Raw genomic sequence first — 14,316 nt, forward strand, 5'->3', positions numbered from 1 at the left:
ATCTTATTCACTGGATCGCCGATCATTTGCTGGCGATCTTGGTTATCAACAGGTAAAATTACCAATCTTTTCCAATTCCAATAAATAGAGTGAGAGCACCGTGTCATCTTCGCTTTGGTTGCAATGTTCGCAACGTCTACAAGAAGAGCTACCCGCTACCGAATTCAGCATGTGGGTTAGACCCCTACAAGCTGAGCTTAATGACAACACCCTAACTCTATTTGCGCCTAACCGCTTTGTACTCGACTGGGTGCGCGATAGATACCTCAACAGCATTAACCGCCTACTAAAAGAGTACTGTGGTAATGATGTGCCGAATCTTCGTTTCGAAGTCGGCAGCAAGCCAGTTTCTGCGCCACCAGCACCCAAGCCTGTTAAGACTGCGGCCGACGTTGCGGCTGAATCTTCTGCACCTGCGCAGCTGCAAGCGCGCCAACCTGTGCATAAAACCTGGGATGATGAGGCGGAAGTCTCGGACATCAATCACCGCTCAAACGTTAACATCAAGCATAAGTTCAACAACTTCGTTGAAGGTAAGTCGAACCAACTTGGTCTTGCTGCGGCACGTCAGGTGGCGGATAACCCTGGTGCGGCCTATAACCCGCTGTTCTTATATGGTGGTACCGGTCTAGGTAAAACTCACCTATTGCACGCTGTGGGCAACGCCATTGTTGATAACAAACCAAACGCGAAAGTGGTGTACATGCACTCGGAGCGTTTCGTTCAGGACATGGTTAAGGCGCTACAAAACAACGCAATTGAAGAATTTAAGCGTTACTACCGCAGTGTTGATGCGCTGCTTATCGATGATATTCAATTCTTCGCCAATAAAGAGCGCTCACAAGAAGAGTTCTTCCATACCTTTAATGCGCTGCTTGAAGGCAATCAACAGATCATCCTGACATCGGATCGCTATCCCAAAGAGATCAACGGCGTAGAAGATCGCCTGAAATCTCGTTTTGGTTGGGGCTTGACCGTGGCTATTGAACCACCTGAGTTAGAAACTCGCGTGGCGATCTTGATGAAAAAAGCCGAAGACCACCAAATTCACCTAGCAGACGAAGTGGCATTCTTCATTGCTAAGCGTTTGCGTTCAAACGTTCGTGAGTTGGAAGGTGCCCTTAACCGCGTGATTGCCAATGCGAACTTTACTGGGCGTCCAATTACCATCGATTTTGTTCGTGAAGCGCTGCGTGACTTGCTCGCTCTGCAAGAGAAGTTGGTGACCATTGATAACATTCAAAAGACGGTTGCCGAATACTACAAGATTAAAGTTGCGGATCTGCTTTCCAAGCGTCGTTCTCGCTCTGTGGCTCGCCCGCGTCAGCTAGCGATGGCACTAGCCAAAGAGTTGACCAACCACAGCCTGCCAGAGATTGGCGATGCGTTTGGTGGTCGTGACCACACTACTGTGCTGCATGCGTGTCGTAAAATCGCTCAGCTGCGTGAGGAGAGTCATGACATTAAGGAAGACTATTCCAACTTAATTCGCACGCTTTCTTCATAATAGTGGCATAATCACTATAATTAGCATTCAAGTTATTGTATTTCGCATATAAGTGGCATGGATTGCCATCTTTACGAAGAGTTATCTATGAAATTTACTATCGAACGTCATCACCTACTAAAGCCGTTACAACAAGTTTCTGGTGCATTAGGCGGCCGTCCTACATTACCTATTTTGGGCAACTTGCTTCTTAAAGTAGAAGAAGGGGTGCTTTCTCTTACCGCGACTGACCTTGAGGTAGAGCTGGTAAGTAAGGTGACGTTAGAGAGTGAATTTGAAGCAGGTAGCGTGACCGTACCTTCACGTAAGTTCCTCGATATCTGTCGTGGTTTGCCTGATGATTCCAATATCACCATCGTATTAGAAGGTGATCGCGTACAGGTGCGTTCTGGTCGTAGCCGATTCTCTCTATCCACATTGCCAGCAAGCGATTTCCCGAACATTGAAGATTGGCAACAAGAAGTGGCAGTGACGGTGACTCAAGCTGAGCTTAAGTCGCTGATCGACAAGACTCAGTTCTCAATGGCAAACCAAGACGTACGTTACTACCTCAACGGCATGCTGTTTGAAATTGACCAAAACATACTTCGTTCAGTCGCCACTGACGGTCACCGTATGGCGGTGGCAACGGTAGCACTAGAAGGCAGCTTTGACAGCAAACAGATCATTGTGCCGCGTAAAGGTGTACAGGAGCTTTCTAAGCTTTTAGACGCACCAGAGCAGCCAGTGACGCTACAAATTGGCAGCTCGAACATCCGTGCTGAAGTGAACAACTATGTCTTCACTTCTAAGCTTGTTGATGGTCGTTTCCCAGATTATCGCCGCGTAATGCCGCAAAATACCGACAAGACACTCGAAACAAACTGTGATGAGTTGCGTCAAGCGTTCTCCCGTGCCGCGATTCTATCGAATGAGAAATTCCGTGGCGTTCGTGTGAACCTAGCGGACAATGAGATGCGCATTACGGCGAATAACCCAGAGCAAGAAGAAGCGGAAGAGATGCTCGATGTGAACTTCCAAGGTGACGCGCTCGAGATTGGTTTCAACGTTTCTTACGTTCTCGATGTACTTAACACGCTTCGCTGCGACCAAGTACGCATGTCGATGTCCAATGCCAACGCCAGTGCGTTGATTGAAAATAGCGAAGATGACAGTGCCATGTACGTGGTGATGCCGATTCGTCTCTAAGACGAGCATGATGTTATGCCGCTTACGCGTTTAATCGTACAGCAATTTCGAAATATTAAAGCCTGTGATATTGAACTATCTACAGGCTTTAACTTTATTATTGGCCCCAACGGCAGTGGCAAAACCAGCTTGTTGGAGGCGATCTATTTGCTTGGTCATGGGCGCTCATTTAAAAGTTCGCTCACCGGTCGAGTGATACGAAATGACTGTCAAGAGCTGTTTGTACACGGCCGTTTTTTGAACTCGGATCAATTTGAGATACCCATTGGCATTAATAAGCAGCGCGATGGCTCAACAGAGGTTAAAATAGGCGGTCAATCTGGGCAAAAGTTAGCTCAGCTTGCCAAGGTGTTGCCGCTGCAACTTATCCATCCAGAGGGCTTTGAATTGCTCACTGATGGCCCTAAGTTTCGCCGAGCATTTATCGACTGGGGTGTGTTTCACTCTGAGCCAGGTTTTTTTGAAGCTTGGGGTCGTTTTAAGCGTCTCAGTAAGCAGCGTAATGCGCTACTTAAGACTGCCACCAGCTACCGAGAGTTAAGCTATTGGGATAGAGATTTAGCCCAGCTCGCTGAGCAAATCGATGGTTGGCGCCGCACCTATGTCGAACAGATGAAAACCTTGGCTGAAGAAATGTGTCAGTCTTTTCTGCCGGAGTTTGAAATCAAACTCGGTTATTACCGTGGCTGGGAAAAAGACACGCCGTATGGCGAGCTCTTAGAACGTAACTTTGAGCGTGACCAAAGTTTGGGGTACACCTTCAGTGGCCCAAATAAAGCCGATTTAAGAATTAAAGTGAACAACACCCCTGTAGAGGATGTGTTGTCTCGTGGTCAACTGAAACTGATGATGTGTGCGCTGCGTCTTGCGCAAGGGCAGCACCTCGCAGAGTTGACTGGAAAGCAATGTATCTATCTGATAGATGACTTTGCTTCAGAATTAGATAGCCTGCGTCGTAAACGCTTAGCGGATTACTTAAAACAGACTCAGGCTCAAGTTTTTGTAAGCTCTATTACCGAAAGCCAAGTTGCCGACATGATTGACGAAAATGGCAAGATGTTTCATGTGGAACATGGCACAATAGAGCAAGGTAAATAGTGAGAGAAACTCATGTCAGAAAATTACGATTCATCGAGTATTAAAGTACTAAAGGGTCTGGATGCGGTACGTAAGCGTCCAGGAATGTACATCGGCGACACGGACGATGGAACCGGTCTACACCACATGGTTTTTGAGGTGGTTGATAACTCAATTGATGAAGCGTTAGCAGGTCACTGTAGCGACATTATCGTGACTATTCATGAGGACAACTCTGTTTCTGTTAGCGATGATGGCCGTGGTATTCCAACGGAAATGCACCCAGAAGAGCAAGTGTCTGCGGCGGAAGTTATCATGACGGTACTTCACGCGGGTGGTAAGTTCGATGACAACTCGTACAAAGTATCGGGTGGTCTGCACGGCGTAGGTGTTTCGGTTGTAAACGCACTGTCTAAGCAAGTGACACTAACAATCCATCGTGGCGGTCACATTCATACTCAAACTTATCACCACGGTGAGCCGCAGGCGCCACTGGCTGTGATTGGTGATACCGACAAAACGGGTACAGAAATTCGTTTCTGGCCAAGTGAAGAAACCTTCTCTAACGTAGAGTTCCACTACGACATTCTTGCCAAGCGTCTACGTGAACTGTCGTTCCTAAACTCAGGTGTCTCAATCAAGCTGGTCGATAAGCGCGAAGAAGACAAAATGGATCACTTCATGTTTGAAGGTGGTATCCAGGCGTTTGTTGAGCATCTAAATACCAACAAGACACCAATCATTCAGAAAATCTTCCACTTTGATAACGAGCGTGATGATGGCATCACGGTTGAAGTGGCGATGCAGTGGAATGATGGCTACCAAGAAAACATTTACTGCTTTACCAACAACATCCCACAACGTGATGGTGGTACTCACCTTGCCGGTTTCCGTGCCGCACTAACGCGTACGCTGAACTCGTTCATGGATAAAGAGGGCTTCTCTAAGAAGGCTAAGACGGCGACATCAGGTGATGATGCTCGTGAAGGCCTAACCGCTATCGTATCGGTGAAAGTGCCAGATCCGAAGTTCTCAAGCCAAACCAAAGACAAGCTCGTTTCATCAGAAGTGAAATCAGCGGTTGAGTCTGCGATGGGTGAGAAGCTGTCTGAGTTCCTAGTAGAGAACCCAGGTGAAGCGAAGATTGTTTGTACTAAGATTATTGACGCCGCTCGTGCACGTGATGCAGCGCGTAAAGCGCGTGAAATGACACGTCGTAAAGGCGCTCTAGACCTAGCGGGTCTGCCAGGCAAATTGGCTGACTGTCAAGAGAAAGACCCAGCGCTTTCTGAACTGTACATAGTGGAGGGTGACTCTGCGGGCGGTAGTGCTAAGCAGGGTCGTAACCGTAAGAACCAAGCGATTCTTCCACTGAAAGGTAAGATCCTAAACGTAGAGAAAGCGCGTTTCGATAAGATGCTTTCTTCACAGGAAGTGGCAACGCTAATTACAGCTCTAGGCTGTGGTATCGGCCGTGACGAGTACAACCCAGATAAACTGCGTTACCACAACATCATCATCATGACCGATGCGGACGTCGATGGTTCTCACATCCGTACGCTGCTTTTGACTTTCTTCTACCGTCAAATGCCAGAGCTTATCGAGCGCGGTTACGTGTACATCGCTCAGCCACCGCTTTACAAAGTGAAGAAAGGTAAGCAAGAGCAGTACATCAAAGATGAAGATGCGATGAACCAATACCAAGTTTCATTGGCACTGGATAACGCCGCTCTGCACGTGAACCCTGAAGCGCCAGCGCTAGCTGGTGAAGCGCTAGAGAAACTGGTACAGCAGTACAACGGCGCAGTGAAAATTGCAGAGCGCATGGCTCGTCGCTACCCGCACGCACTAGTGAGTGAGTTCATGTACACGCCACGCCTAACGGCTGAGCAGTGTCACGACGCAGCGGCGGTTGAAGCATGGTCTAAGCAGCTTGTTGAGCAGCTCAATGCTAAAGAAGTGGGCGCAAGCCAATACAGCTTCGAGGTTGAACAGCACGCTGAGCTAGGTCTGAACCTACCGAAAATCATCGTGCGTACTCACGGTGTGACTCATGAGCATGTACTGAGTATTGACCTACTGAACTCGAAAGAGTACGGCAAGCTAGCGTCTCTATCGGAAGCACTAGAAGGTCTGATCGAAGAAGGTGCTTACGTGAAACGTGGTGAGCGTACTCAACCTGTGAGTCAATTTGAAGAGGCCCTAAACTGGCTGATCAAAGAGTCACGTCGCGGTCTGAGCCTACAGCGTTACAAAGGTCTAGGTGAGATGAACCCAGACCAGCTTTGGGAAACCACGATGGATCCAGAGACACGTCGCATGATGCAAGTCACGATTGAAGATGCGGTTGGCGCAGACCAACTGTTCACGACGCTAATGGGCGACCAAGTAGAGCCTCGTCGTAACTTCATCGAAGAGAACGCACTTAAAGTCGCTAACCTAGACGTTTAGATTGATTTCTCTTCGCTGGCTGAACTGATTTCTGCGTCGAAGGTGCTCATTTATACCTATAAATTGCGCGCCTTCTCCTTGAACTCAGCTCACCCAGCTTCGATAAACCAATCTAAAAACAAAAAGACTGCCTTACACGGCGGTCTTTTTTGTTTTTAACTCTATGAAAAATAACCGTTATAAAAATAATTAAAGAAAATGCCTTGAAAGCGATTTTCGCCATCCCTATATCTAGTTGTGAAGAGGGAGCTGTCTTGCTCAAGAGAGAAGAAACAGACCTTTTAAACGCCTGCAAAGTATCGCTCAGCGGAGGATAACTTTAACGGCACACTGAAAAAACTGATTTGTTGCTACGTCCCCGAACAGCACGGCTGTCAGCGGAGTGGTGGATGAATCCCTTAGTCGTCACTACATCAGTTTTATAGGCTGGGTGTAAGTGAAAACTCACGGCTAAGACTATTGCTTACTATGAGGATAGCATGATGAGAACTGTAGATTTCACTCCTTTATACCGCAACGCAATTGGCTTCGATCGTCTATTCAACATGATGGAAGCGAACTCAGCGAAAAACTCTTCTGGCGGTTACCCTCCATACAACATTGAGCAACAAGACGAGAACCATTTCCGTATTACTATGGCTGTGGCTGGCTTTGCTGAAGACCAACTCGATCTTACGCAAAAAGAGAACATGTTGATTGTGAAGGGTGAACGTAAAGCCGAAGAAGGCAAAAACTACGTGTACCAAGGTATCGCAGAGCGCGATTTCGAGCGTAAATTCCAGCTAGCTGACTACGTGAAAGTGGTGGGTGCAAGCATGGAAAATGGTCTACTTCACGTTGATCTAGAGCGCGAAATTCCAGAAGCGATGCAGCCACGTAAAATCGAGATTGGTGGTAACAAACTGATCGAAGGCTAATCATTTCACTGAAATGAAAGCCCTGATATAAAGAGTGAAAGAGCGCCAGAAGGCGCTCTTTTTGTATCTATTCTATTTTATCAACAGCCTTAAGCGTGAGTGCCTTGCGCGTATGCTTTAGCCACTTCTTCCGCGATAATCGCAATACCTTGCTGCATTTTGTCGTCATCTTGTACATAGTTCATGCGCAGACACTGATGGGCATGATCCCATTCATCTTCCTGACCGATAAAGAAGTATTCTCCTGGCACAATCAACACGCCGCGATCCTTCAAGCGCTGATAAAGCTCCATAGTGGTAATTGGCAGTTCGTCAAACCAAAGCCACAAGAAGATGGCGCCCTCTGGTTTATGGATTCGAAAGCGAGGATCGGTAATCGCTGATTGCAACAACTCTACCGCGCGCTGGGATTTTTGCTGGTAAAACGGCTTAATAACGTTCGAGCTGAGATCCAGAATGTCGCCTTTCTCAATCATATGATGAGCAAGCGCAGGACCAAAGCTGCCCGGCGCTAGGCTAATAATGCCATTCATATTAGTCATCGCTTGGGTGACTTCTTCGCTCGCAATCACGATGCCGCAGCGCAGTCCAGGCAGGCCTAGTTTAGATAGGCTCATGCAGAGGATGGTGTTTTCATTCCAAAACGGTTCTACATCTTCAAAGATGATGTTTGGGAATGGCAAGCCGTAGGCGTTATCGATGATAAGTGGGATGTTGTTTTCACGAGCCAGTTTATCTAGCTTGTGGATCTCTTCGTCGGTTAACACATTACCCGTAGGGTTGGTTGGGCGCGAGGCACAAATGGCAGCCACCGAATCATCAATTTTTAAGTGTTCGAAATCCACGTGGTACTTAAACAGACCGTTATCCAGCAGTTCGATTTCTGGATGATAAGAGACAAAAATGTCCTCATCGATGCCAGCATCGCCATAGCCAATGTATTCCGGTGCTATCGGTAGCAAGATTTTCTTATGGCTACCATCACTTTGTTTTCCAGCTAATAAGTTAAACAGATAGAAAAAACCGCTTTGACTGCCATTGGTTAGGCTGATGTTCTTTTCGGTAATGTTCCAGCCATAGGTATCGCGAAGTAACTTAGCGAGCGATTTTACAAACGCATCTTTTCCTTGTGGGCCATCATAGTTGGCCATGGCGGCCACCAGCTCTCCACTGGCAAGGAGGTCACTACTGGCTTGGTGAAAATACTCGAGCATGGCAGGAATGGCGGCTGGGTTACCACCTCCGAGCATGATGGCACCTGGAGTGCGAAGGCCATCATTAAGATCATCCATTAATTGGGTAATACCTGAGTAACGATTAAATTTTTCACCAAACTTCGAAAATTGCATTGTGGTACCTAGTTCATTGTGTTCACTTGTTGTATTTATACCGATTTTTATCCTGCTTGGAGCAAGATGAATCTTTGAACATACAGCAATGACACCATCAGGCAAAGTACTATTTGCCTGATGGTAAATTGGCAACCAGAAAAGGAGCAAACTCGTGCTCCTTTATTGGGGTGACGGGGGTGATGGTCGGTATTATTCACCAGTGTAAACGATGAGTACCTTGTCATCTTGGTAACGACGCTCGAACGCGTAGTAACCTTCACGCTGGTGGGTAATGTGTTGTCCTTTGGCAACGGCTGGGTGACGCAGGCGGAAATCCCCTAGTGCTTGCCAGTGTTTGAGTAACGCCTCGCGCTGACCGGTGATCTTGTCCCAAGGCATATCAGAGCGCGTACCTTGGTGTGAGTCGGAGCCACTGACACCTAGGTCTCTTGCGACCTCATCACCATAGTAGATCTGCACTGCTCCCGGACTCAGCATCAGTGCATTTGCGGCACGCATTTGATCATCAATACTTCGGCTTCGAGATGCCCAGAACAGTGAAGTATCGTGCGAAGAGAGGTAGCTCAGCACATTAAACTCGCTGTCACTGTTAATGCGCTCTGCATAGCGGCGATAGTCATTGTCTAGGTTCGCGAAACACTTCAATGCCTTAGGTGCGACGTCGCCTTGGAACTCGAAGTTGATGATGGAATCAAAACCGTTATCGAAATACGGGCTCTTCACCACACTGTGCGCCCAAACTTCACCGGTCATCCAGAAGGGTTTATCATCCAGTGCCTTGTCTGGGTTGTTTTGTTTCCACTCTGCCAGTGCTTCATTACTGGCTTGCTTGAGCTTGGCCCAGCTTTCCAGCTCGACGTGTTTCGCGGTATCGACACGGAAACCATCGATGCCATACTCGCGAACCCAATCGGTGAGCCAGGTGATTAAATGCTCACTTGGCGTGGCTTGAACATCTTTGGCATTGGTCTCTTTATTACGATAGAAGTTCGGCAGGCCTGTCTTCTGTGTCGATTCAGTTTTTAGATCCGGCAAGAAGTTAAGTGACATGGTTCTGTCGTTGTATCCAGGCGCGTCGTAGTCACCAATATCGGTACGGATCCAATCTTTACCCCACCACTTATCCCATGCTTCGTCATCACTGTACTTGATGTAATCATTAAAGCTGTGCCAACTTTGCCCTGATTTTGGTTGCCAATCGGTCCAGTTTTCACCGAGCTCTTGTTTTGCCTCTTCATCTGATAGGTACAGTTTTCCGAAGCCAAATTCTTGCATGTCCGCTAGCGTGGCGTAGCCGGTATGGTTCATGACGACATCCCAGACGACGCGGATACCTTTTTCATGGGCGGTATCGACAAAGCGGCGTAAGTCCGCCTCGGTACCCATGTTGGCGTCGAGCTTAGTCCAATCCTGATGGTAGTAACCGTGATAGCCATAGTGCTTGAAGTCGCCTTTATCGCCGCCGCCAACCCAGCCATGGATTTGCTCCAGCGGTGAAGTGATCCAGATGGCATTCACACCGAGCGATTCAATATAGTCGAGCTTGTCGGTAAGACCAGCCAGATCGCCACCATGGAAGGTGCCGATTTCATGTTCGCCATCTTTGCTTCGGCCATAGCTGTTATCGTTATCTGGGTGGCCGTTGTAGAAGCGGTCGGTCATCACGAAATAGACCGTCGCGTTGTCCCAGTCAAATTCCGCCTTCGGTGTTTGCTCAGCCGGCTCTAGCAATAGTAAGCCTTGGCTATTCGCACCGGGCTGCAGTGCGATCTTGCCACTGCTGACAGTGGCTTGTTGACCCGTTAGCGCGTCTTTGAGCACAGTGCCATCGGCAAAAGTCGCACTGACATCAATGATTTTGGCGGTGTCTGTGGCAACGGGGCAGGTCGCCGTGTAGTCCGTCGTTTGTTTTGGCTTCACGCGGACTGTCAGCTCATTGCTTATTGGGTTTAGCGTAAATTGGTAGGTATTGGCTTTGAACACCCGCATAGGAATGACGGACTCCCCAGCACAATCGTCGAGCTTGAGTGGGCGGTTAAATTTAATGCGTGCATCGTCAGCTAGAGCAAAGGTGCTGCCACAGGTTTGCGCATTATCACCGATAGAAAAGGTGTAACTGCCTTTATCGAGTTTCTTTTCTGCGATCAGCAATCCTTGTTCATTGGCAGCAAAAGCGACCTGTTGGTCGTCTAGGCTAAGCAGTAAAGCATCGTCGGGTAGTTGGCTGCAGGCACTGAGCATCGCCACAGATAGTGAAATTAGGGTCTTTTTCATGGTGTCTCTTCCTTGAAGTTATCCCACGTTTATATCAAATGTTACCCTCTACATTCTGAGTGCCATAACCGCTCGTTTGCAGGCCGTTACCCTACAATCTTCTTACTGGTTCACAGAACTAACAATAACTTAGCGCCGTTTTAAAGCGACAAAAAAGGGAAGCCGAAGCTTCCCTTTTAATTAACTCTTGTTACCAGAATCGATGACTATTTCTGAAGAAGTGAAATGTCGGCGATTTGTAGGAACAGGTTACGTAGGTTGTTCAATAGCGTTAGACGGTTCTTCTTAAGCGCTTCGTCATCGGCCATGACCATCACGTTATCGAAGAACGCATCCACTGGCTCACGTAGGTCAGCAAGTTTGCTTAGTGCTTCTTGATAGTTACCGGTTGCGAATGCTGGCTCAAGGGCTTCAGTCATGACTTCAACGTTTTCGGCTAGCGTCTTCTCTGCATCTTCTTGTAGAAGAGCAAGGTCGATGTCTGCTGCCAGTTCACCGTCAAATTTCGCTAGGATGTTACCTACACGCTTGTTCGCTGCCGCTAGTGCTTCTGCAGCTTCTAGACCGCGGAAGTGAGATACCGCTTTAACGCGTTGGTCGAAGTCTGCTGGTTTGGTTGGACGACGTGCAAGTACCGCTTGGATGATGTCCACGCTGAAGCCTTCGTCTTTGTACCATGCATTGAAGCGACCTAGCATAAACTCGATCACATCTTGCTCAACGTTGTCGTTGGTTAACTTAGTACCAAACTGCACCTTCGCTTCACGGATCAGGTCAACTAGGTCTAAGTTGTAGCCGTTTTCAACGATGATACGTAGCACACCGAGTGATGCACGACGCAGTGCGAATGGATCTGAGCCTTTAGGTGCTTGGCCAATACCGAAGATACCGACAATCGTATCTAGCTTGTCAGCCATGGCTACCGCTGATGAGATACCTGTGCTTGGTAGCTCGTCACCGGCGAAACGAGGCATGTACTGCTCGTATAGTGCGAGCGCAACTTGCTCGTCTTCACCGTCGTGAGTCGCGTAGTGCATACCCATTACACCTTGGGTATCGGTAAACTCGAATACCATTGATGTCATTAGGTCACACTTGGCCAGTAGACCTGCGCGCGTTGCTTTTTCAACGTCCGCATCAATTTGTTTAGCGATGTAACCAGAAAGTGCGGTAATACGGTCAGTCTTGTCTTTGATAGTACCAAGCTGCTTTTGGAAGATAGCTTGTTCTAGCTCAGGCAGACGGTCGATAAGAGGACGCTTACGGTCAGTGTTAAAGAAGAACTCTGCATCCGCTAGACGTGGACGTACAACCTTCTCGTTACCTTCGATAACGTGGCGAGGCTCTTTCGACTCGATGTTAGAGACAAAGATGAAGTTAGGTAGTAGCTTCTTGTTTTCATCGCCATTCTCATATGAATAGACAGGGAAGTACTTCTGGTCACCTTTCATGGTGTAAACCAGCGCTTCAGAAGGAACCTTCAGGAATTCTTCTTCAAACTTCGCCGTTAGTACAACTGGCCATTCAACTAGAGAAGTCACTTCTTCTACTAGGTCGTCTTCTAGGTCAGCGATACCGCCAACAGCCGCTGCAGCTTTTTGAGAATCCGCTAGGATGATCGCTTTACGCGCTTCGTAATCCGCCATGACTTTACCGCGCTCTTCTAGAATCGCAGGGTATTGCTCAGCAGAATCGATAGTGAACTCTTGCTCACCCATGAAGCGGTGACCACGGATAGTGCGGTCAGATGCCACGCCTAGGATCTCGCCTTCAATCAGGTCAGAGCCCATTAGCATAGTCAGTGTTTTAACAGGACGGATAAATTGAGTCGTCTTGTTACCCCAACGCATTGGCTTAGCGATTGGTAGGTTAGCCAGCGCTTTTGCTGCTAGGTCAACAACGATTTCAGTCGTTGCTTGGCCTTTGACTTCTTGTTTGAACAGTAGCCATTCGCCCTTGTCAGTGACTAGACGGTCTGCCTGTTCAACGGTGATGCCGTTACCGCGAGCCCAGCCTTGTGCAGCTTTGGTGGCGTTACCGTCAGCATCGAATGCCACAGAAACGGCAGGACCACGCTTCTCAACCACTTTGTCAGCTTGGCCTTCAGCAAGACCGGCAATCTTAAGTGCGAGACGACGAGGTGCCGCGTACCATTTCACACCTTCGTGTGCGAGATCTGCGCCTTTAAGCTCTGCTTCGAAGTTTGCCGCAAAAGCTTCTGCTAGAGTACGAAGCTGCGTTGGTGGTAGCTCTTCAGTACCGAGTTCAATTAGAAATTCTTTTGCCATGATTACTTCTCCTCGTCTTTCTTAAGCATTGGGAAGCCCAGAGCTTCACGTGATGCGTAATATGCTTCAGCAACCGCTTTAGTCAGGTTGCGGATACGAAGGATGTAACGTTGGCGCTCTGTTACAGAGATAGCCTTGCGTGCATCAAGGATGTTGAACGCGTGAGCCGCTTTAAGAATGCGCTCATAAGCGGGTAGAGGAAGTGGCTTCTCAAGCTCAAGTAGCTCTTTACACTCTTTCTCGCACTGATCGAAGTAAGTGAAAAGGAAATCAACGTCAGCGTGTTCGAAGTTGTATGTTGATTGCTCAACTTCGTTTTGGTGGAAGATATCACCGTAAGTCACTTTGCTGCCGTCTGGTGCGATGTTCCACACTAGGTCGTACACGGAATCTACTTCTTGGATGTACATAGCTAGACGCTCGATACCGTAAGTGATTTCGCCAGTCACTGGCTTACACTCTAGGCCACCAACCTGCTGGAAGTAAGTAAACTGAGTTACTTCCATGCCGTTTAGCCATACTTCCCAGCCAAGACCCCATGCGCCAAGCGTTGGGTTTTCCCAGTTGTCTTCTACGAAACGAATATCGTGAACTAGTGGGTCGATACCAAGCACTTCAAGTGAACCAAGGTACAGCTCCTGAATGTTGTCAGGAGACGGCTTAAGCGCTACTTGGAACTGATAGTAGTGCTGAAGACGGTTCGGGTTCTCACCGTAACGACCATCGGTCGGACGACGTGAAGGTTGAACGTATGCCGTAGACATTGGCTCTGGGCCAAGTGCACGTAGACATGTCATTGGGTGAGAGGTGCCTGCACCTACTTCCATATCTAGTGGTTGAACAATAGTACAACCGTTCTGTGCCCAGTAATCCTGCAGCGCGAGGATCATTCCCTGGAAGGTTTTGATATCGTATTTTTGCATAGTAATTCGCGCAATTCTCTAAGTGAAAAGGTCTATCTGATATTCAGAAAATAACAAATAAGTATACCGACTAATCGGTAAGGGGAGTAGGGGTAAAAGTGCCGAATTAATCATCATAAAGGTAAAAAAATGCGGTTTTTCGGTGTTATTCGCTGTATGACGGTATGAAGAGGGCAATATTGTTGAATTTGATTTAGTGGATGATTACAATGCCGCCATCTTTGGGGAGTAGCTTATCTATACGCTTGCAAGCGTTTGGATTCGTTCGTCAACATAATTGGTGCAAAATCACCATGGCGCTCGAGACTTGTGCCCACAAGTTTAGCAAGACCATAGATA

The 14,316-nt window shown here is 47.9% G+C and carries 9 protein-coding genes; 5 read left to right on the forward strand and 4 right to left on the reverse strand.

The genetic code is table 11. The annotated features are described in order from the left end of the window. Window positions 1-100: 100 nt before the first annotated feature. The 5 genes from dnaA to AAA946_RS00025 all read left to right on the forward strand — a co-directional run bounded on the left by dnaA (window position 101) and on the right by AAA946_RS00025 (window position 7,140). Window positions 101-1,507 carry a chromosomal replication initiator protein DnaA gene (gene dnaA, locus AAA946_RS00005; protein ID WP_038224178.1) on the forward strand — a complete coding sequence of 469 codons (1,407 nt, stop codon included), beginning with the start codon at window positions 101-103 and terminating at the stop codon, window positions 1,505-1,507. An 87-nt stretch (window positions 1,508-1,594) separates the two neighbouring features. Then, complete coding sequence (gene dnaN, locus AAA946_RS00010) at window positions 1,595-2,695, forward strand: DNA polymerase III subunit beta (protein WP_338163150.1); 1,101 nt, start codon at window positions 1,595-1,597, stop codon at window positions 2,693-2,695. Window positions 2,696-2,710: 15 nt separating this feature from the next. Then, entirely contained in the window at window positions 2,711-3,793 is a 1,083-nt protein-coding gene (gene recF / locus AAA946_RS00015) for a DNA replication/repair protein RecF (RefSeq protein WP_338163151.1), read from the forward strand. A gap of 12 nt (window positions 3,794-3,805) precedes the next feature. Continuing rightward, a complete protein-coding gene (gyrB, locus tag AAA946_RS00020; RefSeq protein ID WP_338163152.1) occupies window positions 3,806-6,223 on the forward strand; it encodes a DNA topoisomerase (ATP-hydrolyzing) subunit B in 2,418 nt (805 codons plus the stop codon). Between the two features lie 482 nt (window positions 6,224-6,705). Then, window positions 6,706-7,140 carry an Hsp20 family protein gene (locus AAA946_RS00025; RefSeq protein ID WP_112481031.1) on the forward strand — a complete coding sequence of 145 codons (435 nt, stop codon included), beginning with the start codon at window positions 6,706-6,708 and terminating at the stop codon, window positions 7,138-7,140. 89 nt (window positions 7,141-7,229) lie between these two features. On the opposite strand, the gene AAA946_RS00030 is transcribed toward AAA946_RS00025, so the two are convergent. The 4 genes from AAA946_RS00030 to glyQ form a co-directional block, all read right to left on the reverse strand. Next, complete coding sequence (locus tag AAA946_RS00030; protein WP_338163153.1) at window positions 7,230-8,489, reverse strand: valine--pyruvate transaminase; 1,260 nt, start codon at window positions 8,487-8,489, stop codon at window positions 7,230-7,232. A 192-nt stretch (window positions 8,490-8,681) separates the two neighbouring features. Beyond that, on the reverse strand, window positions 8,682-10,766 hold the full coding sequence (locus AAA946_RS00035) for an alpha-amylase (protein WP_338163154.1): 2,085 nt from the start codon (window positions 10,764-10,766) through the stop codon (window positions 8,682-8,684). 206 nt (window positions 10,767-10,972) lie between these two features. Beyond that, window positions 10,973-13,054 carry a glycine--tRNA ligase subunit beta gene (gene glyS, locus AAA946_RS00040; RefSeq protein WP_338163155.1) on the reverse strand — a complete coding sequence of 694 codons (2,082 nt, stop codon included), beginning with the start codon at window positions 13,052-13,054 and terminating at the stop codon, window positions 10,973-10,975. A 2-nt stretch (window positions 13,055-13,056) separates the two neighbouring features. Continuing rightward, entirely contained in the window at window positions 13,057-13,977 is a 921-nt protein-coding gene (gene glyQ, locus AAA946_RS00045) for a glycine--tRNA ligase subunit alpha (RefSeq protein WP_338163156.1), read from the reverse strand. Between the last annotated feature and the right edge of the window lie 339 nt (window positions 13,978-14,316).

The organism is Vibrio sp. 10N (assembly GCF_036245475.1).
Classification (GTDB): Bacteria; Pseudomonadota; Gammaproteobacteria; order Enterobacterales; family Vibrionaceae; genus Vibrio.

What these genes read in the sequence shown, in the direction of transcription:
- AAA946_RS00025 (WP_112481031.1), top strand. Translation starts at nt 6,706, where the DNA reads ATGAGAACTGTAGATTTCACTCCTTTATACCGCAACGCAATTGGCTTC.
- recF (WP_338163151.1), top strand. Translation starts at nt 2,711, where the DNA reads ATGCCGCTTACGCGTTTAATCGTACAGCAATTTCGAAATATTAAAGCC.
- dnaN (WP_338163150.1), top strand. Translation starts at nt 1,595, where the DNA reads ATGAAATTTACTATCGAACGTCATCACCTACTAAAGCCGTTACAACAA.
- AAA946_RS00035 (WP_338163154.1), bottom strand. Translation starts at nt 10,766, where the DNA reads ATGAAAAAGACCCTAATTTCACTATCTGTGGCGATGCTCAGTGCCTGC.
- gyrB (WP_338163152.1), top strand. Translation starts at nt 3,806, where the DNA reads ATGTCAGAAAATTACGATTCATCGAGTATTAAAGTACTAAAGGGTCTG.
- glyS (WP_338163155.1), bottom strand. Translation starts at nt 13,054, where the DNA reads ATGGCAAAAGAATTTCTAATTGAACTCGGTACTGAAGAGCTACCACCA.
- glyQ (WP_338163156.1), bottom strand. Translation starts at nt 13,977, where the DNA reads ATGCAAAAATACGATATCAAAACCTTCCAGGGAATGATCCTCGCGCTG.
- AAA946_RS00030 (WP_338163153.1), bottom strand. Translation starts at nt 8,489, where the DNA reads ATGCAATTTTCGAAGTTTGGTGAAAAATTTAATCGTTACTCAGGTATT.